Consider the following 21,653-nt stretch of genomic DNA (forward strand, 5'->3'; position numbering starts at 1 on the left):
AACCCGCCAGCAGAGCCCGAGGTCGCAAAAGCCCCGGAACTGCCACCGGTGCCGGTGCGCGATTACGACGCTTCAAAAAAGGTCCGCATCGTCGGCCCGCGCTTTTTCCCCAACCAAAGCAATATCGATCTCGCCAATCCAGCTGGCGGCGCGCAGTTGCGCCAATAATGACCGTCAGGGCTTGTCCTGCGGCCAGCGGCCTTCATGGACGAGTTCGGCCAGCGGCAGACGCTCCCGCCAGCCCTTCACCGCCAGTTCCGGCTCGCTGTACAGCTGATCGACATAGCCGAGACAGAGCCAGGCAACGATCTCGACACGCTCGGGAATGCCCAGAAGCGCCTTGATATCGGCATCGTGAAAGATACTGACCCAGCCCACCCCGACACCTTCCGCACGCGCCGCCAGCCATAGGTTCTGCACGGCGCAGACGGTCGAATAGACGTCCATGCGTGGGTTATGGGTGCGCCCAAGCACGACAGGCCCGGCCCGGTCTGGATCACATGTGATGCAAATCGACAGCGGCGCCTTGCGGATACCTTCAAGCTTGAGGTCCCGATATATTTGTGCCCGCTCGCCGGAAAACAGCTCCGCCGCCTCCTCGTTGGCGCGAGAGAAGGCCAGGTGCGCCGCCGCACGCGTCGCCTCGTCGCAGATGAGGATAAAGCTCCAGGGCTGCATGAAACCTACAGAGGGTGCCGCATGCGCGGCTTCCAGCAAACGCTGCACCAGATCGTCCGGCAGCGGATCGGGCAAGAACTGGTCGCGCACATCGCGGCGCGAATGGATGGCACGATAAACGGCCTCGCATTCATCGTCCGAGAAAGGACCCGCCGCAGTCAGCGCATCTTCGGGTTTCGGTTTCGTCAGCATGATCAACAGTCTTCACGGCATTGGGAAATAACGGACATAGGCAAACTCGTCACCATTCGGCGCCCAATTGGGAGAGTTCATCGTACCCTGCCCGCCAAAGAGCTCGAACAGCGTTTCGATATTGCCGCCGTCCATATCCATCAGACGCACACGCACATCAAGATCGCGGGGATGGTCAAAAACGTCGCCGTCATAGGAAACGAACACCACCTTGTCGCCCTTCGGCGACGGATGCGGGAACCAGTCGCCGTATTCGCTGTCGGTGATGCGCTCGGCCGCGCCACCTTCCGCCGGCACGCGCCAGATCTGCATGCGGTCCGTTCGGCTGGAATTAAAATAGATCCATTTGCTGTCAGCTGAAAAATCCGGTCCGTCATTGCGGCCCTCGCCAAAGGTCAGCCGTCGCTCCTCGCCACCGTCCACCGGAATGGAATAGATATCGAACACCTGGTCACGAATGCCACAATAGGTGAAACGCGTGCCGTCCGGCGACCAGCCATGCCAATAGGACGGAAGGTTTTTGGTCACCAGTTTCGGTTCGCCACCGACAGCCGGCAGAACATAGATGGCCGATTTGTCGAATTCGCATTTGTCGGAAATGGCGATCAGCGTCCCATCGGGCGAAATGCCGTGATCGTTGTTGCAGCGTATGGCAAAACCGGTATCGACCGGCTGCGGCGCGGTCGTTTCCTCCAATGCCAGCCGGTACATGCGGCCATCACAGTTGAGCATCAGGTAACGCCCGTCGGGCGACCAGTTCGGCGCTTCGAAAAGCTTTTCCGTCTGCCAGACCACGCGGCTTTCACGGGTGCGGATGTTGAAGATCTCGATCGAGCTGCGCAGCAAACCGGTACTCCCTCTTTGACTGGAGGCACGGTGCTAACACACAAATCCGGCACGGTCTCGGCAGGCTGCAAATCTTCACCCGAACGGGTGAGACACACCTTAAAATAGCAGACGCAAATTAGTTATTACTAAAGAAAGGATTCGTTAATGTCTGCGAGTCAGTATATGCATGTCTTCGAATATACGTTACGCGCCAGACCCCACCCCCCAATCTCGCCGGGCGTATGTTCGAAGACTTCTTTATACGCGGGTTCCCCCATCCACCCCGCGCCCGTCCTGTTCAGCGTTTGCGGACGGGCAAACTGAAAAGGCCGGCGTCTACCCCCGACGCCGGCCTCTTTTTTCCTGTAGCAACAGTCCTTGGATCAGACCGCGACCGCCGCCATGCGCTTTTCGTCGCGGCCGGTCTTCATGCGCTCTGCCAGCAGGAATGCCAGTTCGAGCGCTTGGTCGGCGTTGAGGCGCGGGTCGCAATGGGTGTGGTAACGATCCTGCAGATCGGCACCGGTCACCGCGCGGGCGCCGCCCGTGCATTCCGTCACGTCCTTGCCGGTCATTTCGACATGGATACCGCCCGGATGCGTGCCTTCGGCGCGGTGGATCTGGAAGAAGCTCTCGACTTCCGACAGGACACGCTCGAACGGACGCGTCTTGTAGTTGTTGAGCGTGATCGTGTTGCCATGCATCGGATCGCAGGACCAGACGACCTTGCGGCCTTCCTTTTCCACGGCGCGGATCAGCTTCGGCAGATGATCGGCAACCTTGTCGTGACCGAAACGGCAGATCAGCGTCAGGCGACCAGCTTCGTTGGCCGGGTTTAGGATGTCGATCAGCTTGATCAGGTCATCCGGCTGCAGCGAAGGACCGCACTTGAGGCCAAGCGGGTTCTTGATGCCACGGCAGAATTCCATATGCGCATGGTCGGCCTGACGCGTACGGTCGCCGATCCAGATCATGTGGCCCGACGTTGCGTACCAGTCGCCCGAGGTGGAATCGACGCGGGTGAGCGCTTCTTCATAGCCGAGAAGCAGGGCTTCATGGCTGGTGAAGAAATCGGTTTCGCGCAGGCTCGAATTGTTTTCCGAGTTGATGCCGATCGCCCGCATGAAATCCATGGTTTCGGAAATGCGGTCGGCCAGCTTGCGGTAACGGTCCGCCTGCGGTGAGTCCTTGATGAAGCCCAGCATCCACTGCTGCACGTTGTCGAGATTGGCGTAACCGCCCATCGCGAAGGCGCGCAAAAGGTTCAGCGTCGCGGCAGACTGGCGGTAAGCCATGATCTGGCGCTCCGGATCCGGGATACGCGATGCCTCATTGAACTCGATGCCATTGACGATGTCGCCACGGTAGCTTGGCAGGCTGACGTCACCCTGGGTTTCGATGCCCGAGGAACGCGGCTTGGCGAACTGGCCGGCGATACGGCCGACCTTCACCACCGGCAGCTGGGCACCATAAGTCAGCACCACGGCCATCTGCAGGAAGGCGCGGAAGAAGTCGCGGATGGTATCGGCGCCGTGCTCGGCAAAGCTTTCGGCACAGTCGCCGCCCTGCAGCAGAAAGCCGTTGCCTTCCGCTACGTTTGCGAGCGACTTCTTCAGCCGGCGCGCTTCGCCTGCAAAGACGAGCGGCGGCCAGGTTGCCAGCTGCTGCTCGGTCTCGCGCAGCTTGTTGGCGTCCGGATATTCCGGAACCTGCTGAATAGGCATCTGCCTCCAGGTGCTCGGTGTCCAGTTCTGTGCCATGATACTCACCCAATCTGCACGTTATGGCCGTCCCGGCCATGGTGCCTTGTCGAAAATTTGAGGCGGCTTATATCCCTTTGCCCCTCACTTGCATAGACCGGCGACCCCGCCGATCGGTACGATCCGCCACGGATTTGGCAGCGGATCGGATAAGATCACATTGAACCGGATCAGCCGTCGACGCGTTCGCCGTTCTTCAACAGGTAGCTCGGCTTGTACATCGTCACCAGTTCTTCCGAAGCGGTCGGATGGACTGCCATGGTGCGGTCGAAATCGTCCTTGGTGCAACCGGCCTTCAGCGTGATGCCGAGAAGCTGCGCCATCTCGCCGGCCTCGTGGCCGAGAATATGCGCGCCTACCACCTTGCGGTCGCCTGCATTGACGATCAGCTTCATGATCGTCCGCTCGCTGCGGCCAGAAAGCGTTGCCTTCATCGGACGGAATTCGGCGCGATAGACTTCCACGTCGGCAAACTTCTTGGCAGCTTCCTCTTCCGACAGACCGACAGTCCCGATCTCCGGCTGCGAGAACACTGCCGTCGCGATCAGATCGTGATCCGGTGAGGTCGGATTGCCGCGATATTCGGTCTCGATGAAGCACATCGCCTCATGGATCGCCACCGGCGTCAGTTGCACCCGGTCGGTGACGTCGCCCAGCGCATAGATGTTGTCCACATTCGTGCGCGAATATTCGTTGACGATGATGGCGCCGCGCGCATCGGTCTTCACGCCTGCGGCCTCAAGGCCCAGCCCCTTGGTATGTGGGTCACGGCCAAGCGCCAGCATGACGGTTTCCACCTGCAGCGTTTCGCCGCCCTTAGTGCGCGCCGTGAGACCACCCGCCGGGTTCTTTGCCACATCATCGATCACGTCGGTGAGGATGATGCGAATGCCCTTGGCTTCCATTGCCGCATGCAGGCCACGACGCATGTCGATATCGAAGCGCGAAAGAATTTCCTTGCCGCGATAGATCAGCGTCGTCTCGACACCGAGACCGTGGAAGATATTGGCGAATTCCACGGCGATATAACCGCCGCCGGCAATCAGGATCGATTTCGGCAGGGTCTCGAGGTGAAAGGCCTCGTTGGAAGTGATGCACAGTTCATGGCCCGGCAGCGCCTCATGCGGGTTCGCAGTGCCGCCCGTGGCAATGACGATACGATCCGCCGTCACCGTCTTGCCGGTGGCGACCAGACGCACCGTATGGGCATCCACCAGTTCGGCGCGCGTCGCCAGAATTTCGGCGCCGGCATTTTCCAGGCCACGACGATACAGACCTTCCAGACGGTCGATTTCCTTGTCCTTGGCGGCGATCAGCTTGCCCCAGTCAAAGCTGCTTTCACCAACGCTCCAGCCGTAACCGGCGGCATCCTCGAAATGCTCGGGAAACTGCGAGGCGTAAACGAACAGCTTTTTCGGCACGCAGCCGCGGATCACGCAGGTGCCGCCAAAACGGTATTCCTCGGCGATCGCCACCTTCTTGCCGAGCGATGCGGCAACACGCCCTGCCCGCACGCCGCCGGAGCCGCCGCCGATGACAAAGAGATCGTAGTCGTAGGTTGTCGCAGCGGTGGTCATGGATGGCTCCAGTCAGAAATTCGGGAGGAAGGAATCGAAAAGAACGGCATGGATATAATGTGCGATTTCGCAAATGCAAAAGCCCGGCAAGAGCCGGGCTTTCGACAGGATGGCAGTTCGCAGCGAATTACTGCTGCGGAGCCTGATTGACGGCCTCGGCGCCGGAAGGCTGGCTCGGCGGCACGGCAACGACGTCGCGCAGCTTGGCAGTGCTCTGGCTGGTCAGGTCACGCGAGATGCCGTTTGCCCATATTTCGGCGGCGCGGCCCAGTTCACGCTGCACCAGCGGCAGCGTGCTGAGAAACTTCTTGCCGGCAGGCGAGCTGTGGAAAGCGGCAATCGCCTTCAACTCGTCCTCGGTGAAAGCCTTGGCATAAGCCGCTGCAGCTTCCTTTTCGAGATCTGCACGGCGCGATGCGAGCGCAATGGCCTCGGCATCGACGGTCTCGGAAATCTTGTCCTGGAAGTTCGGCGAGGACAGGATGAACTCAGCCTTCAGACGCTCGGCCAGGTTCGGCAGGATATTGTCGAACTGACGAGTTGCCTCGATGGCATTGATCGTGTCGCGAGCTGCCTGCAGATGCGAGGCGGAGACTTCCTGTGCCTGCGCGCCGGCAGAAAGAGCGAGGCCGGATACGAGCGTTGCCAGGGCGGCAGCGCGGCCCAAAACCGCTAGTCTGATCATGAAAGGTTAGCTCCTGTGTTGTTCGCTTTCAGCGTCCGCGCCCCTGCCGGTCCGGCAATGATCGCAAGTGACGCCATGTGAATGAAAAGCCCGTGTTCCACGACTCCGGGAATGGAATTCAGCGCTCCTGCAAGCGCCTCTGCATCAGGAATACGGCCAAAAGATGCGTCAAAAATATGATGTCCACCGTCCGTGGTGAAGATGTCCTCACCATTTCTACGAAGCTTCAGCTCGCCGGAAAGGCCGAGCCTTGACGCCCGCTTTTCGATGGCGACACGTGTCGCCACGGATCCGAACGGGTTGATTTCAATCGGCAGCGGAAAAGCGCCGAGCGTGTCGACGACCTTGCTCTCGTCGGCGATCACGATCATCCGCTTCGAAGCGCCGGCGACGATCTTTTCACGCAGAAGCGCGCCACCGCCGCCCTTGATCAGGAAAAGATTGCCGTCGACTTCATCGGCGCCATCAATCGTAAGGTCAAGTTCCGGCAACTCGTCCAGCGACTTCAACGACACGCCGAGCTCGACACACAGCCGCGCGGTACGCTCGGATGTCGGAACGCCCTCCACCTTGAGGCCGCCCGCCACCTTTTCGGCCAGCAGACGCACGAATTCTTCCGCTGTGGATCCGGTGCCTATGCCGAGCCGCATACCGTCTTCGACATGTTCAAGCGCGGCGGCAGCCGCCTTGATCTTCATTTCCCGGGCGTCCATGCGCGAGAAGCTCCCTGTTTGGTAATCCAGTCGTTTCGCTTGCTGCTGTTTACACGCCTCCCGCCATAAACAAAAGTCCCCGGCAACGACGTTTTCGACAGGCTTTTCATTTGATTGACTGCTGATGTTACTTGGCGGCCATTTGCATTCATTGGCTGCTTTGCCTAAACCGGAAAGGCTGAACCACTCCGCCCCCTCCCCGTAAAGCCTTCTCATGGCCTGCATAAATCCGAGGAATACTGACGTGAAAGCTCCCCTGGTCGTCTTCGATCTCGATGGCACGATGATCGACACCCATGCCGATCTCATCGAAAGCCTCAACCATACGATCACTTCGGCCGGACTGACGCCGGTCACCTACGAGGATTTGACACATCTGGTCGGCCAGGGCGCGCGCGTCATGATCCGCCGTGCCTTCGACCTGAAGAACACGCCACTTTCCGAGGACGAGCTGGAACCTCTGTTCGATCGCTTTATCGCCCATTACAAGGCGGGCATGCCCGGCAAAAGCCGGCCGTATCCCGGCCTGACTGCATGTTTCGATCGCCTCAAGGCCGCAGGCATGACGATTGCCGTCTGCACCAACAAACAGGAAACGCTGGCCCTGCCGCTGCTTGAAGGCCTCGGCCTTACCGGGCATTTCGCGGCGATCACCGGAGGCGATACTTTTGAATTTCGCAAACCCGACGGGCGCCATATCTTCGGCACCATCGAAAAAGCCGGCGGCGATCCGGCCCGCAGCATCATGATCGGCGACAGCGTCAACGACATTCTTGCTGCTCACAATGCCAAAATCCCGTCCGTTGCCGTCAGCTTCGGATATTCCGACGTGCCGGTCGCGGACCTCAATCCGACGACGATCATTGACGGCTTCGACGAACTGACACCGGAACTGGTGCTTCGCCTGATTGAGGCGCAGTAACAGTCACGAAAAAGGGCGCCAGTGGCGCCCTTCATTTTTTCAATCCGTCTTTCGACCAGACCCTCGACCGGAAAACCCGGTCAGGCCTGCGGGCTGCGTGCCTTGGCTGTCGCGGCCAGCGCCTTCATGGTCGCCACATCACGATCATAGACGTCGCCGAAATATTCCACCTTGCCGTCCTTGTTCGGCCATGCGGTGAAATAGGCGATGTAAACCGGGATATCCGCCGTCACCGAGGTCGGCACATTGCGGCCGCCGGCGATACGGGCATCCACTTCCTTCTCGCTGATGCTGAGCAGCGCCGCCGCCATCTTGCGCGGCTCGGCCAGACGCACGCAGCCGTGGCTGAGCGCGCGCATATCCCGCTTGAAGAAGCTCTTGGCCGGCGTGTCGTGCATGTAGATGGCATGCGCGTTCGGGAACAGGATCTTCAGGTCGCCCAACGCATTGTCGCTCGACGGCGGCTGACGCACGGAGATATTGCGGGTCGAACCGTACCAATCGACGCTGCTCGATGAAACGGTGCGACCGTTGACGGCCACCTCGTAACCCTGGCGATCGAGATAGCTCGGGTCATTGCGCAGTTTCGGCACCATTTCATTGATGATGATCGACTGCGGAACACCCCAGGACGGGTTGAATTCCACCGTCTTGATCTTGTCCTGGAAGAAGAAGGTCTGGTGCGCCTTGGAACCAACCACGGTGCGCATGGAGAACTGTTCCACGCCCTGCTCGTGATAGGTCACGCGGAAGGCCGGCTGGTTGATCATCACGTGGCGATCGCCAAGATCCGAAGGCAGCCAACGCAGCTGTTCCATCGCGACGATCAGCTTTTCGACCTTGTCCTCGTTGCTGTCACCGACGAGCGCACGAACGGTGCCTCGGCCGACAACACCGTCAGAGCTCAGACCGGATTCCTTCTGGAAATCCTTCACGAAGGCGACCAGTTCTGGCGTATATTCCGGAGTCTGCTGATAGGCGGCGATCGTTTCGGCCTGACGTGTCTTGAACGCGTCGGACGCTTTCTGCTCAATGGCCGCGAACACGTTCGCCATGTCCGGGCTGCTCATGCCCGGCTTCAAAAGCAGGTCATCAGGCAGCTGGATCGCGTCTGCCTGCTCGGAGGCCGCACGCAGATGCGCGAGTTCGGCCTTCATCGCCTTGAATTCGGGGTTGGCCGGAGCCAGACCGTCGAGATAGGCGGCGACATCCGGGGCATTCCTTGCCGCGTCGACAACGGCGGCCAGATCGACCGGCTTGCGCTTGAAATCGTGGAACTCGGAAATGCGGTTCGGGTCGAGACGACCACGCACCATGTCCTGCGCAAACAGCATGGCCTTTGCGGACAACGCCACCTCGAACTGCATCAATTCCTTGGCGCGTTCATCATCGACGACGACGGCCGGAGCAGGCTCTGTGACGGCAGGCTGCGTGGCTGGAGTGGTTTCTGCGGCAACCGGCGGCGTTACATCGGCAGCAGGAACCTCGGCGGTCGCGGTCGGAGCAGGCTCAGTCGCCGTTGCGGCCGGTGCTTCGGCGGTCGCGGGCGCAGCGGGATCAGCAGTGATGGCAGGTGCCGGCTCGGCCGTCGCAGCGGTGGCCGCCTCAGAGGTTCCTGCCGGAGCTGCTTCAGCGGTCGCGGCGACGGGCGCAGTTTGCGTGGTCGCTGTCGCGGCCGCGTTGTTGTTTTCCGCAGGAGCGGCTGGAGCCGTTTCGACCGTGGCAGCCGGTGCTGCCTCGGTGCCTGCAGCGGACGCAGCTTCCGCAGAGTTTGCCTCGGCCGGCGGCGTTGCAGCCTGTGGCGTCACCGCAGCTTCGGCCGTGTTCGTCGTCGAATAGGTCTTAACAGCGTCGGTCGCATGGGCCGTCGTCTGCGTCGGCGTTTCGGGGGCAACACTGGCGGTCGTCAGCAGCGGCTCGTCGACGGCGTAGTCGGCCGGGTCCAGACCGTAGTCAGCGGCTTTCTTCATCGCCGCCAGAACGGCACGCGCCTTTTCGGTCAGGTCTCCGTTCTCGACCCACAACGGCGCAGCATTCTTGGCATAATAGGCCTCGACGGCGGAAGCGACATCGGCAGGGACGGACACGCGGGCATCCACCAGGAAACGGGTCTGATCTGTCGCGGAAGCTGCAGCAAAACCAGCGGCTTTGACGGTGCGCATCGCGTCGGCCCGGTAGGTGAAGTATTTCGGTGGGGCGACCTTCGGCAGCGGCTCCGGATCACGTATGGCGCGCTCGGACGGGATTTCGACGACAGTGCCCGGCGAAGCCCTTCTGACATCTTCGCGAGAACGGCCTTTCAGCATGTCCATCAGCGTGTAGGCCTGAGCATCGACCGGCAACAAGGCCCCGCCCAGCATCGAGATCCCCGACAGCAGTGCGAGCGTGGTGGTGGTCTTCCGCAATTTCAGCAAGGCATTCCCCGTTCTAGCTCCACGATCACCGCGATTCGCTTGATGACCGTCCTCGAATATAAGCGGACATGTCTCTAGCCGAACATGCGCGCCATGAAAAGAAAACGAAAACGTTACAACAGCCCTTTGCTCGGCGGGCCCGTCGTCAAATCGTTTCCAGAACCTTAAGAAAACATTCGTTAAATTTTTACTGACACGCGCGTTTCTTTCCAGTTTCCACATTTCCCGTCGAAATCTCTATTCCTCTCATCGTGGCAATAATGGCACGAACGCGGCGGACCACAGGGTAAAACACCCAATTCTTGCAGTCTTCAACAGCCCTCTTCCGCTTGCAGTCATTTGACAATGGTATAGAAATGCGCCGCCGGCTCAGGCACATTTCACCTTTATTTTTTTAAGGCCGGCAAGTTCAGCCCGTAGTCGCGGGCGATGGGAGACAGAGGCATATGACGACGAACCGCACCGAAACCGATACGTTTGGCCCGATCGAAGTTCAGAACGACCGCTATTGGGGCGCCCAGGCCCAACGTTCGCTCGGCAATTTCAAGATCGGCTGGGAAAAGCAGCCGCTGGCCGTCGTTCGTGCGCTCGGCATCGTCAAGCAGGCCGCAGCCCGCGCCAATATGGAGCTTTCCGGTCTCGACTCGACCGTCGGCAAGGCCATCGTCGATGCCGCCCAGGAAGTCATCGACGGCAAGCTCGATGATCATTTTCCGCTCGTCGTCTGGCAGACCGGTTCCGGCACCCAGTCGAACATGAATGCCAATGAAGTGATCTCCAACCGCGCGATCGAAGTGCTCGGCGGCGTCATGGGCTCCAAGAAGCCGGTGCATCCGAACGATCACGTCAACATGAGCCAGTCGTCGAACGACACCTATCCGACGGCCATGCATATCGCCTGCGTCGAGACGATCCACCATCATCTGCTGCCGTCGCTGAAGCACCTGCATGCCGCGCTGGAAGCCAAGGTCAAGGCATTCGCCCACATCATCAAGATCGGCCGTACCCACACGCAGGACGCAACACCGCTGACGCTCGGCCAGGAATTTTCCGGTTACGCTGCGCAGGTGGCCTCCGCCATCGCCCATATCGAACTGACCATTCCATCGCTTTCCAAGCTGGCGCAGGGCGGCACCGCCGTCGGCACCGGCCTCAACGCCCCGGTCGGTTTTGCCGAAAAGGTCGCGGAAGAAATCTCGAAAATCACCGGCCTGCCCTTCGTCACCGCGCCGAACAAGTTCGAAGCACTCGCCTCGCACGACTCGATGGTGTTTTCGCACGGCGCGATCAACGCCGCCGCTGCCGCGCTGTTCAAGATCGCCAACGACATCCGTTTCCTCGGCTCCGGCCCGCGCGCCGGCCTCGGCGAACTGTCGCTGCCGGAAAACGAGCCGGGTTCGTCGATCATGCCGGGCAAGGTCAACCCGACCCAGTCGGAAGCCCTCACCCAGGTTTGCGCCCACATTTTTGGCAACCACGCGGCGCTCACCTTCGCGGGCAGCCAGGGCCACTTTGAACTCAACGTCTACAATCCGATGATGGCCTACAACTTCCTGCAGTCGGTGCAGCTGCTCGGCGATGCCGCCGTGTCCTTCACCGACAATTGCGTCGTTGGTATCGAGGCACGCGAAGACAATATCCGCAACGGCGTCGAAAACTCGCTGATGCTGGTGACGGCGCTCAATTCCAAGCTCGGTTACGACGCCTGCGCCAAGATCGCCAAGACCGCCCACAAGAACGGCACGACCCTGCGCGAAGAAGCCGTTGGCGGCGGTTACCTGACGAACGAGGAATTCGACCAGTATGTTCGCCCTGAAAACATGATTGGCCCGAAGTAAGGTCGCCCGATACCGCAATCACACCGAGAGCGGGAAAATTGGCGCCGGATCGTGACAAATCACGATCCGGCGCAACCATTTCGAGAGAAACCTTTTCTGGTATCATTGGCAAACAACGCCAAGAAAAACCCGTGGACAGCCTGCAATTCAAGGCTTGAAGCAACTGCAAATATCCAAGTATTACCGGCCGGAAACCATATCTTTAATCTTTTCCCAAGACTTTGACCGTAATCATAGGTTTAAATTTGGGTGGGACCAACGGGAGTAGCCGATGAACACGGCGACAGCGCAAAAAGCGCATGCTTCTGATTTAGCTGGGCAGATCGTTTATGCATTGAGGTCGATGGGCGTGGCGCCCATTCCTCGCAATTACCAGCTTTTCTACGAAGCTTATATCGGCAGCAATGCGCAGCTCTCCCGCGATCTCGTCGCGCTCGGTAGCCGCGCGACCCAGGAAGAGCTTGATCATCTCGCCGACGAATATCTCGGCCGCCCGCAGGCTGTGGTTATCGAGCGCGCCCATACACGTCTGGCCTCGGAGCTGGATGACGTGTTGCGTCTCATCCGCCAGGAGCAGACGTCGCTTGAGAGCTACAATCGTCTGCTCGAGGAAACCGCCTCGCGCATCAGCACCAAGACGCATTTTTCCGCCGACCTGCTATCGAACGCGATCGACCTTTTGACTGCCGCCACAGGCGATACGATGGCGCATGGCGAAAAGACTGTCGAGAACGTCGCGCAACGCTCTCAGGAGATGGACGATGTCCGTAAGGAACTCGACGAATACAAGCGCATCGCCAACACGGATTCGCTGACCCGGCTTTCCAACCGTCGCGCCTTCGATGAGAAGCTCGCCTCGCTCTTCGACGATCAGATGAGCCTTGGCGTCACTGCGCTCGTCCTGCTCGATATCGATCATTTCAAACGTGTCAACGACACCTATGGACACCCGGTCGGCGACAAGATCCTCGCCACGGTCGCCTCTGTCATTCGCAGCAATGTCCGAAAGGATGTGTTTGTCGCCCGCACGGGCGGTGAAGAGTTCGCCATGGTCATTCAAGGGCAGACTGCCGAGGAAGTTCTGGCCGTCTGCGAACGCGTGCGGCGTGCGCTGGAAAGCCGCCCTTTCCGCAATTCCCGGACGGGCATGGATTATGGTCCGGTAACGATATCACTCGGATTTTCCATGGCAGCCCAGGCGGAAGATCCCGGCCAGTTGTACGAGCAGTCCGACGTAGCGCTCTATCTCGCCAAGGGCAACGGCCGCAACCGCTGCCAGATGTTCGAAGACGGCATGCGCAAGGATTACATCGGCAAGGGCTGGCTGATCTATAAGAAGTGAGCGCCTGTGAGATGACCGGTATCCCGGTCACCCGTTACCACATCGTGGCGGCAGCCCTTGCCGCCCATTCGCGGTCATAGGTTTCCTTGTCGAAATCGGCCTTGGCCGCCTTCAGAAGCCCGCCGGGCGTCGGCAGGTTTTTGGGATCGACGAACCGTTCGGGGTTCCAAAGTTCCGAGCGCATCAATGCCCGCGCGCATTGAAAATACACCTCGTCGATCGTAACAACGGTGACGCTGCGGGGATGTTTTCCATCCATCTCGAAGCTTTCGAGCAGCGAAGGCTCAGCCGACACAACCGCACGCCCGTTGATGCGCATGGTCGTGTTCGAGCCGGGCACGAGGAACATCAAGGCCACGCGCGGGTCGCGCACGATGTTTTCGAGCGAATCGATACGGTTATTGCCGCGCCAGTCGGGCAAGGTCAGCGTCCGCTCGTCCTCGATGCGCACCACACCGCCGAGATCGCCGCGCGGCGAACAGTCCATGCCCTCGGGGCCGACGGTCGCCAGCGCCACGAAGGGTGAAGCCTCGATCATCTGGCGGTATTCAGCCGTCAGATAGCAGGTGACCTTGACCAGCGACGCCTCGCTGCTCTCGCCATAGATTTTTCGAAGTCCCTCGATGGAGGTGATGATGCCGTCGCTGTCGATATCGCTCATGTTGCCGCCTCTTTCACAGCGGCCTGTTCCGCTGCCTTGCGTTCACGCTCGCGCGCCGTTCTGGCGGAGATAATGTCCGCTGGCTGAGCATTGCCCTTGATCAGCGAACGACCTGCATAAATGCCGCCCACCTGTTCCATGGCAAAACGCTCGCGGTCGATTTCCCGGAACTCTTCCACCACGCTGGCGACCAATTCCTCTTCCTCGCCTAAAACCTGCATGACCTCGCCGGAGAAATCGAGCGCCGACTCGTAGGTCTCGCGGATCTGGTAATCGACGCCGGCCTTCAGAAGGTCGATGGCATGGCCGCGGTCATAGGCACGCGCCAGAACCGGTACCAGCGGATATTCTTCCTTGACGATCTCGGCGATCTTCACCGCTGCTTCCCTGTCGTCGATGCAGATCAGGATCGCTTTCGCGGTGGCGGCGCCCGCCGCGTGCAAAATTTCCGGGCGCGAGCCGTCGCCGTAATAGACCTTGAATCCGAAATCGCCGGCATCGCGCACGAATTCTGCATCCTTGTCGATCATCGACAGCGTATAGCCGCGCGCCAGAAGCGGCTGGCTGACGATCTGACCGAAACGACCGAAGCCGATGATCAGCACGGTATTTTCGATGTTTTCAGGCTCGGCCAGACCGCTCGTATCCACCGTCGGCTTGGGAGCAACACGCACGTAGATGGCTACGACCAGAGGCGTCACCGCCATGGAGATAACGATCGTCGCCGTCAGCACCGCATTGGTATCGGCATCGAGAATGCCGACTGAGGCGGCAGCGGCATAAAGCACGAAGGCGAACTCGCCGCCCTGCGCCATCAGGATCGCGCGCCCGAGGCTTTCCGCATGCGGCGCCTTGAGAAGCCGCGCCACGCCGTAGATAACCACGCCCTTGACGATCATGTAGGCGACGACTGCGACGAGCACATGCTGCCAGTTGGCAAATATCACCGCCAGGTCGACCGCCATGCCGACGCCAAGGAAAAACAGGCCGAGCAGGATGCCGCGAAACGGTTCGATATCCGCTTCGAGCTGGTGCCTGAATGATGATTCCGACAGAAGCACGCCCGCGAGAAACGCGCCCATGGCCATGGACAGCCCAGCAAAATCCATCAGCAGCGCCGATCCGAGCACGACCAGCAGCGCCGCCGCCGTCATCACCTCGCGTGCACCGGATTGGGCGAGCAGCCGGAAGAACGGGTTGAGCAGGTATCGTCCGGCAATCACCAGAGCCGCCAGCGCGGCAAAACCGATGCCGAGGGATTGCAGCCGCTCGACAACCGTCACCGTTTCGCCCTGCGGCGCCAGCAGCGTGACGATGGCGAGCAGCGGCACGATGGCCAGATCCTCGAACAACAGGATGGCGACGATATGCTGGCCTTTTGGCGTATGCAGATGATTGCGCTCCTGCAGCATCTGCATGACGATCGCTGTCGAGGTCAGCACGAAACCGGTACCGGCCACAAATGCCACTGGCGCCGATTGACCGAAGGTCAGACCGACCGCCATCAGCGCCGCGATACAGCCAAGCACCTGCAGCGCGCCGAGACCAAAAATGTCCTTGCGCATGTTCCACAGACGTGACGGCTGCATTTCGAGCCCGATGATGAACAGGAACATCACCACGCCGAGTTCGGCAATATGCAGGATCGCCTGCGGATCGGAAACGAGCTTCAGCCCGAACGGGCCGATTGCCAGACCGGCCGCCAGATAACCGAGCACGGAGCCCAGCCCGATGCGCTTGAACAGGGGCGCGGCAATGACGCCCGCCCCCAAAAGCGCCACGACCTGGACCAGTTCGCCCGCATTTCCTTCTGCCGCCACTCGATTACCCCTCTATTTCGTCTGATCTGTTATCGCGTTCTCGTGACAGGATCACGGCTCAGCCCCTTGGCCGCCAGTTCCGCCTCGTATTCGCCGAATTTCTCCGAACCTTCGAGCCCGAGCTCACGCAGGTAGCGCCAGGTGAAGATGCCGCTGTCATGGCCGTCATCGAAAGCGATGCGCACCGCATAATTGCCGGTCGCCACCACGTTGCGGATGGCCACTTGCCGTTTACCCGGCACCGTCACCTTCTGGCCCGGTCCGTGGCCCTGCACTTCCGCCGAGGGCGACAAGACACGCAACATCTCGGCCGGCAACGCAAAGCTCGCACCATCGTCGAAAACAACAGTCAGCATGCGCTTGTCCTGCGATACTTTCAGCTCGGTCGGCCAACTATCTGTGATCGGGTCGCTCATCTCTGCTCTTTCAATTTCGTTAATCCACGATTATGGACTTCATCAATTCGCCGCAAGCCCGTTGGCATCCGCATGACAGGCCGAAAGCCGCCGCTACCGGGCACTGCGCCTTAAAAAACATGCGCAAAGTCAAACGACTTGCGCGCAGTTTGTGCCAGCACACGGTGAGCGGCGCCAAAATGCATAAAACTTGACGTCGCCCCTGGGAATCACCAGATTCGGCGTGCAGGAGAAAATGACGTGAATTCTATAGTGACCCCACCGCTAGCCGTCACCCCGGCCGGCAGCATTGCTCCGATGATCGACAAGTTCGGTCGTGCGGTCACCTATCTGCGTGTCTCCGTTACCGACCGCTGCGATTTCCGCTGCACCTATTGCATGGCGGAAAACATGACGTTTCTGCCGAAAAAGGATCTGCTGTCACTGGAGGAGCTAGACCGGCTCTGTTCCGCCTTCGTGGCCAAGGGCGTGCGAAAACTGCGGCTGACCGGCGGCGAACCGCTGGTGCGCAAGAATATCATGCATCTTGTGCGCTCCATCGGCCGTCATATAGAAACCGGCCATCTCGACGAACTGACGCTGACCACCAATGGCTCGCAGCTTTCCCGCTTCGCGCAGGAGCTTTACGATGCTGGCGTACGCCGCATCAATGTCTCGCTCGATACGCTCGACCCGCAGAAGTTCAAGGAAATCACCCGCTGGGGCGATTTTTCCAAGGTCATGGAAGGCATCGACGCCGCCCAGAAGGCCGGGCTGAAGATCAAGCTCAACGCCGTCGCGCTGAAGGGTTTCAACGAAGACGAGATCCCTGACATGCTGCGTTTCGCGCATGGCCGCGGCATGGACCTGACCGTTATCGAAACCATGCCGATGGGCGAGATCGAGGAAGACCGGACCGACCGTTACCTGCCGCTCTCGGTGCTGCGCGAAACCCTCGAAAAGCAGTTCACCTTCAAGGATATCCCTTTCAAGACCGGCGGCCCAGCCCGTTATGTCGAGGTTGCTGAAACCGGCGGCCGCATGGGCTTCATCACGCCGATGACCCATAACTTCTGCGAGGGCTGCAACCGCGTGCGTCTCACATGCACCGGCACGCTCTACATGTGCCTCGGCCAAAACGACGCTGCCGACCTGCGCGAAGTCTTGCGTGAAAGCAACGACCCGGCACATCTGGCTGCTGCCATAGACGAGGCGATCGCCCGCAAGCCAAAAGGCCACGACTTCATCATCGACCGGAATAACCGCCCGGCGGTATCGCGCCATATGAGCGTGACGGGCGGCTGAGCCGGTCGCGACTATTCATCCGCTGGCGACAACCGTTTTTCCATCTGCCGCGCGATACCATCCTGTCCTGATGCGTAAAGACCGGCAACCGCGCCGCGATAATCACGCTCTTCCCGGTTCTGACTGAGCTTGGATTTGGCGACGACCCTGCGCACGGCGATCCTGAAAGCAACGATATTGCCGAGCATCTGGGCCATGTAGTCTGTGGGTGCATCGGCCATGCGCCATCCATCCGTTCCGTTCAACCGGCGCTCATGGGTCCGGGTGAGCAGTCCGACGGCCGCGCGCTTGGCGTGATCGTCATGTTGGAAGCTGATATTGCCGTAAACGTGCACGACTTGATAATTCCATGTCGGCACATGGCGATGATGCTCTCGTTTGGACGGGTAGAAATTCGGCGAGACATAGGCGTCCTCTCCGCGAAAAATCACCAGAACCTCGTGCGTTTCGGCGACAAGCCGGTGCATGTCGTTGGCGAGCGCGACGTGGCCGATCAGCGTTCCATCGGGGGCCGCCAGAAGCGGGATATGGTTTGCAATCAACCCGTCCGTCGTCTGCGCCACGATACAGCCCAGAGGCGCCGCTTCCGTCACCGCCTTGATCTCATCCCTGCTGATCTCTTCAAAATGTGGCGGAAGATACATTGCAACACCCGTCAAAATTGAGATTGCAAAGACGATACCCGTCATCTTCGATTTTGTCTCGTCCGGCCGGGAAGCAAAACAGAAAAAGGCCGGGATCTCCCCCGGCCTTCTCTTGTTGCTTTTGTGTCGTCTGGAGGGAGGGTGCGGCCTACGCCACCTCGCGGCCCCAACCCGGCCGGCGATCGTAGTCGCCCAGCTCGACCTGCATGTGCGGGTCGCGCGTCTTGAAATGCTCGATCTTCTCCGACAGCATTTCCACTCGACGGCGCAGGCCATGGATTTCGGCGTTGTTTTCCTCGACCATGGCGGCGTTGCGCTGGGTGATCAGTTCCACTTCCTGCACCGCATGCGTCACTTCACGGATGCCCGTTGATTGCTCGCCGGTGGCTGACGAAATGTCGGAGACGAGTTTGCGCACCTCGGCCACATGCGTGATGATCGACGATAGCGCCTGTCCGGTTTCCTCGACAAGATGCACGCCGCTCTTGACCTGCGTCGCGCTTACCGAGATCAGATCCTTGATCTCGCGGGCAGCACCGGCGCAACGCTGCGCCAGTTCGCGCACTTCCTGTGCGACTACGGCAAAACCGCGACCGGCCTCGCCGGCACGCGCCGCTTCCACCCCGGCGTTGAGCGCCAGCAGGTTGGTCTGGAAGGCGATCTCGTCGATCACGCCGATGATCGTCGCGATCTTGGCCGATGACTTGCTGATCTCGCCCATGGCGCCGACCGCACGCTGCACGACTTCGCCGGAACGCACCGCGAACTCCTCCGTTTCGCTGACGGACGTGGAGGTACGCTTGGCGTTTTCGGCCGTGGAAACGACGATCTCGCTCAGGTGCCGCAGCGCCCGCGAACTCTGTTCCAGTGCCGCCGCCTGCTGTTCGGTACGGCGGGCCAGATCGTCGGCGGAGCTGGCAAGGTTGCCGGTGCCACCTTCGATCTCGTCGGCCGTGCTGCGCACATCCGCGAGCGTCACGCGCAGCGTCTCGACGGCCTGGTTGTAGGTGCGGGCCATCTCGACAAAGTCTTCCGCGAGATCCTCGGCCATGCCCTCTTCCAGATCGCCCTCGGCCAACTTGCCGAGAACATGCGAGAGCGCATCAAGCGCGCGGCGCTGTTCTGCTGCCACGCGGGCACGTTCCGCACCCCGCTTCTGGGATTCCTCGGCCGAAAGTTCACGGGCCGATGCCGCTTCCTGTTCCAGTCGCACGTTTTCGACAGCGGCATCTCGGAACACGGTGACGGATCGCACCATGTCGCCGATTTCGTCGCCGCGTTCACGCCCCTCGATCGACACGTTGAGATCGCCGTCCGCAAGGCGCTTCATCACTTCGGTAACGCGGCGAAGCGGTCCGCGCAGCGTTTCGACCAGCATCAGGCCGCCGGCGATCGCCAGCACGGTGCCAATCACCATCGCAACGACCGAAAGCGTGGCGGAGCGTTCGCTGTCCTGCTTGCCGGTCTCCTGAGCCTGCGCCACAAACGCCTTCAGGCCAGCCATGCCGCCGGATAGCGTCTGTGCGGCGGCCGTCTTTTCCGTCTGCCAATCGGCGGCAATCCCCATGAGCTTGACCGAGGATTTATCGAGAGCGACCAGCTGGGTATCGGTCTTGGTGCCGAATTCCGCGAGCGTCATGTTGCTGCCCGCAAGTTCGGACACGCGGGCGCTTGCCTTGCGCAGCGTGGTCATGCCGCCCAGCACGGCCTTGCGACTGTCGTCGGCGGAGGTCATCCGCAGCCGCTCGACCAGCAACTGCAGTTCATCGATCCGACGAAGCGATTCTTCCGTCTGGGTCAGCAGTTCGCGCTGCGCGACGACATCGGCTTCGAGACCGACGAAACGCTCGGCCGCGGTCACCGCCTTGCTGGTCGCCTGATTGGCGAGTTCGCCCTGAATACGCATGAAGGCACTGGTGGCGATACGGGCGGCCTGTGCCTTGTCGGCAATCGACGCATCGCTGGTCAACGCCTTGCCAAGGTTGGTCATGGCTTCACGCACCGGTGCAAAGCCCTTTTGCGCCCGCTCCGGCACGAGGCCGATCACCTTGTCGAACTCGTTGTTCAACGTGCCAAGGTAAAGTTTTGCGGTGTTGACGGCCGCGTCGTCGCTCTCGGCGCGGCGCATGGCATCACGCAGTTCGCCGATCCGGCCGGCGATGGCATTGTAGGCATAGGCTTCCAGCAGCAGTCCCTTGGCGAAACGCTCCTTGCCATCCATCTGCTTGCGCAGCGTACCAACCTGCGCCTGAACACCCGTACCGAGCGCGCGCACTTTCGACATGCCCAGATCCATTTCGCGACCATTCTGGTCGCGCCGGCCCTTTACGGCCCAAAGCGCGTCCACATGCGCGCGCATGGCCGCGGCAAGGCCGATCACCGGAGCGATGCGCTCGCGATCTCCATCGGAAACCAACAGGCCCTGCAACGCACCCACGCCCTTTTCCTGGGTGTCGATATCGGCTTTCAATGCAGCCAGCGTCTTGTCGTTTGGGGTCGTGGAAAAACCCTGCAGGCTTGTCTGCAGGCGTTCGAAGTCGCCGATATTTTCGATCGTCGCGCGGGTCACGGTCATGTGCCCGTTCAGCGTCGTCGACGTGTAGTAGCCCGCCAGCCCGACGCCGGCGATCAGCAGCACAAGCGGCACCACGAACAAAAGAACTTTGGTTACGATCCTGCGGCTTTGCAAAAGCCGGTCGATGAAGGACATGCGGTTCCCCCCGCAAATGGGCACACGCACCAACCTCCCATCGGCGACACGCAGCCATCATTCCCGCCTCATGCGAGATTCACTCACAGTCTGAAAATTGAATTGAGCAACCGTTAACAATGCACGGAAGACGTTCAAAATAGCCTTTCGCGGCGACAGAACGTTTCCTTCTTCGGCATGCCAGGTCGAAGCGTTTCCATTTGCGGACAAACCGGCCTATTGAACGGACGTCCGGGACGGGGAATCACATGGCGGCATTATCGGCAAATTCGAGGGGCGCGTTCTACATGGTGCTCGCGATGGCCATGTTCATCTGCAACGATGCACTCGTCAAAGCCGCATCCACGCAGATCTCCATCGCCCAGATCATGTTCGTGCGCGGCGCCATGACGCTGGTGCTCGTTTTCCTGATCGCCCGCCACCTCGGCGCGCTTCCGACGCGTCGCATGCTCACCGATCGGACCATGCTCCTGCGGGTCTTTTTCGAAATCGGCGCGACCCTGACCTATCTGACAGCGCTCAGCCGTATTCCCTTCGCCAATGCCTCCTCCATCCTTCAGTCGTTGCCGCTTGCGGTGACGCTGGGAGCGGCTCTTTTCCTCGGCGAACCGGTCGGCTGGAGGCGCTGGGTGGCCATTCTCGTCGGTTTCATCGGCGTTCTGGTCATCCTGAAGCCCGGCCCTTCCGGGTTCGTTCCCGATGCCCTGTTTGCCGTTGTAGCCGTATTTTTCACCGCGGGTCGCGATCTCGTCACCAAACGCGTCGATCCGACCATCCCGTCGATTTCCGTCAGCCTCTTCACCACAACGGCGATCACGTCGCTCGGTGCCTGCCTGATCGTGCCGATGGGCGGATGGCGACCACTCGATGCCGACATGTTCGGCCTGCTGGCCTTGGCTGCCCTCGCGGTGCTGGTGGCCTATCAGTGCATCATTCTTGCCATGCGCAACGGTGAAATTTCCTTCGTGGCACCTTTCCGCTATACCAGCCTCATCTGGGCGCTCGGCATCGGCATCGTGTTTTTCGGAGAAATCCCGACGAACAGCATGATGATCGGCATCGTGCTGGTCATCGGCTCCGGCCTATACACCTTCTATCGAGAAAGCCGCCGACGTCAGGTGACCGCGGGCGAGACCGATCCCGCCCCACCCGCATGATGAGATAGAGCG

At 60.5% G+C, this 21,653-nt stretch carries 17 protein-coding genes; 5 read left to right on the top strand and 12 right to left on the bottom strand.

All coding sequences use genetic code 11. The features are described from left to right. Positions 1–174: 174 nt before the first annotated feature. The 6 genes from bluB to rpiA form a co-directional block, all read right to left on the bottom strand. Positions 175–870 carry a 5,6-dimethylbenzimidazole synthase gene (gene bluB / locus GAO09_RS05440; protein WP_153353036.1) on the bottom strand — a complete coding sequence of 232 codons (696 nt, stop codon included), beginning with the start codon at positions 868–870 and terminating at the stop codon, positions 175–177. A gap of 12 nt (positions 871–882) precedes the next feature. Continuing rightward, positions 883–1,713, bottom strand: coding sequence for a TolB family protein (locus GAO09_RS05445; RefSeq protein WP_153353076.1), 831 nt, complete (start codon positions 1,711–1,713; stop codon positions 883–885). Positions 1,714–2,081: 368 nt separating this feature from the next. Then, a complete protein-coding gene (locus tag GAO09_RS05450) occupies positions 2,082–3,458 on the bottom strand; it encodes a class II 3-deoxy-7-phosphoheptulonate synthase (RefSeq protein ID WP_153353037.1) in 1,377 nt (458 codons plus the stop codon). A gap of 170 nt (positions 3,459–3,628) precedes the next feature. After that, positions 3,629–5,035: a glutathione-disulfide reductase gene (gor, locus tag GAO09_RS05455; RefSeq protein ID WP_153353038.1), complete on the bottom strand. Its 1,407-nt coding sequence runs from the start codon at positions 5,033–5,035 to the stop codon at positions 3,629–3,631. A 127-nt stretch (positions 5,036–5,162) separates the two neighbouring features. After that, a complete protein-coding gene (locus tag GAO09_RS05460; RefSeq protein ID WP_153353039.1) occupies positions 5,163–5,720 on the bottom strand; it encodes a DUF2059 domain-containing protein in 558 nt (185 codons plus the stop codon). Then, positions 5,717–6,433 carry a ribose-5-phosphate isomerase RpiA gene (gene rpiA / locus GAO09_RS05465; RefSeq protein WP_153353077.1) on the bottom strand — a complete coding sequence of 239 codons (717 nt, stop codon included), beginning with the start codon at positions 6,431–6,433 and terminating at the stop codon, positions 5,717–5,719. Before rpiA ends, GAO09_RS05460 begins: the two co-directional genes overlap by 4 nt. 214 nt (positions 6,434–6,647) lie before the next feature. Between rpiA and GAO09_RS05470 the strand changes: the two genes are divergently transcribed. Beyond that, positions 6,648–7,355: an HAD family hydrolase gene (locus tag GAO09_RS05470; protein WP_153353040.1), complete on the top strand. Its 708-nt coding sequence runs from the start codon at positions 6,648–6,650 to the stop codon at positions 7,353–7,355. 80 nt (positions 7,356–7,435) lie between these two features. Here GAO09_RS05470 and GAO09_RS05475 read toward each other — a convergent pair whose 3' ends face one another. Next, positions 7,436–9,769: a L,D-transpeptidase family protein gene (locus GAO09_RS05475; RefSeq protein ID WP_235937942.1), complete on the bottom strand. Its 2,334-nt coding sequence runs from the start codon at positions 9,767–9,769 to the stop codon at positions 7,436–7,438. A gap of 446 nt (positions 9,770–10,215) precedes the next feature. Here GAO09_RS05475 and fumC point away from each other — a divergent pair, with 446 nt between their 5' ends. Together fumC and GAO09_RS05485 are read left to right on the top strand one after the other, a co-directional pair. Further along, positions 10,216–11,607, top strand: coding sequence for a class II fumarate hydratase (fumC, locus tag GAO09_RS05480; RefSeq protein ID WP_153353041.1), 1,392 nt, complete (start codon positions 10,216–10,218; stop codon positions 11,605–11,607). Positions 11,608–11,878: 271 nt separating this feature from the next. Then, on the top strand, positions 11,879–12,949 hold the full coding sequence (locus tag GAO09_RS05485) for a GGDEF domain-containing protein (protein WP_153353042.1): 1,071 nt from the start codon (positions 11,879–11,881) through the stop codon (positions 12,947–12,949). A 34-nt stretch (positions 12,950–12,983) separates the two neighbouring features. On the opposite strand, the gene GAO09_RS05490 is transcribed toward GAO09_RS05485, so the two are convergent. Genes GAO09_RS05490 through GAO09_RS05500 form a run of 3 tightly spaced genes read right to left on the bottom strand, consistent with a single transcriptional unit; the run spans position 12,984 to position 15,834 of the window. Continuing rightward, positions 12,984–13,610, bottom strand: coding sequence for a pyridoxamine 5'-phosphate oxidase family protein (locus GAO09_RS05490; RefSeq protein WP_153353043.1), 627 nt, complete (start codon positions 13,608–13,610; stop codon positions 12,984–12,986). Further along, the gene (locus GAO09_RS05495; protein ID WP_324184743.1) at positions 13,607–15,430 is read right to left on the bottom strand and encodes a monovalent cation:proton antiporter-2 (CPA2) family protein; all 1,824 of its coding nucleotides are present in this window, start codon (positions 15,428–15,430) and stop codon (positions 13,607–13,609) included. Before GAO09_RS05495 ends, GAO09_RS05490 begins: the two co-directional genes overlap by 4 nt. Positions 15,431–15,459: 29 nt before the next feature. After that, positions 15,460–15,834, bottom strand: a complete 375-nt coding sequence (locus GAO09_RS05500; RefSeq protein ID WP_324184820.1) for a gamma-butyrobetaine hydroxylase family protein — start codon at positions 15,832–15,834, stop codon at positions 15,460–15,462. A 309-nt stretch (positions 15,835–16,143) separates the two neighbouring features. Here GAO09_RS05500 and moaA point away from each other — a divergent pair, with 309 nt between their 5' ends. Then, positions 16,144–17,130, top strand: coding sequence for a GTP 3',8-cyclase MoaA (gene moaA, locus GAO09_RS05505; RefSeq protein ID WP_153353080.1), 987 nt, complete (start codon positions 16,144–16,146; stop codon positions 17,128–17,130). Between the two features lie 11 nt (positions 17,131–17,141). Here the strand turns inward: moaA and GAO09_RS05510 are convergent, their stop codons facing one another. Continuing rightward, positions 17,142–17,774 carry an FMN-binding negative transcriptional regulator gene (locus GAO09_RS05510; protein ID WP_153353045.1) on the bottom strand — a complete coding sequence of 211 codons (633 nt, stop codon included), beginning with the start codon at positions 17,772–17,774 and terminating at the stop codon, positions 17,142–17,144. A gap of 148 nt (positions 17,775–17,922) precedes the next feature. Next, on the bottom strand, positions 17,923–20,484 hold the full coding sequence (locus GAO09_RS05515) for a methyl-accepting chemotaxis protein (protein ID WP_153353046.1): 2,562 nt from the start codon (positions 20,482–20,484) through the stop codon (positions 17,923–17,925). Between the two features lie 248 nt (positions 20,485–20,732). Between GAO09_RS05515 and GAO09_RS05520 the strand changes: the two genes are divergently transcribed. Then, on the top strand, positions 20,733–21,641 hold the full coding sequence (locus tag GAO09_RS05520; protein WP_235937943.1) for a DMT family transporter: 909 nt from the start codon (positions 20,733–20,735) through the stop codon (positions 21,639–21,641). Positions 21,642–21,653 lie beyond the last annotated feature (12 nt).

It is taken from the genome of Endobacterium cereale (assembly GCF_009617585.1).
Classification (GTDB): domain Bacteria; phylum Pseudomonadota; class Alphaproteobacteria; order Rhizobiales; family Rhizobiaceae; genus Neorhizobium; species Neorhizobium cereale.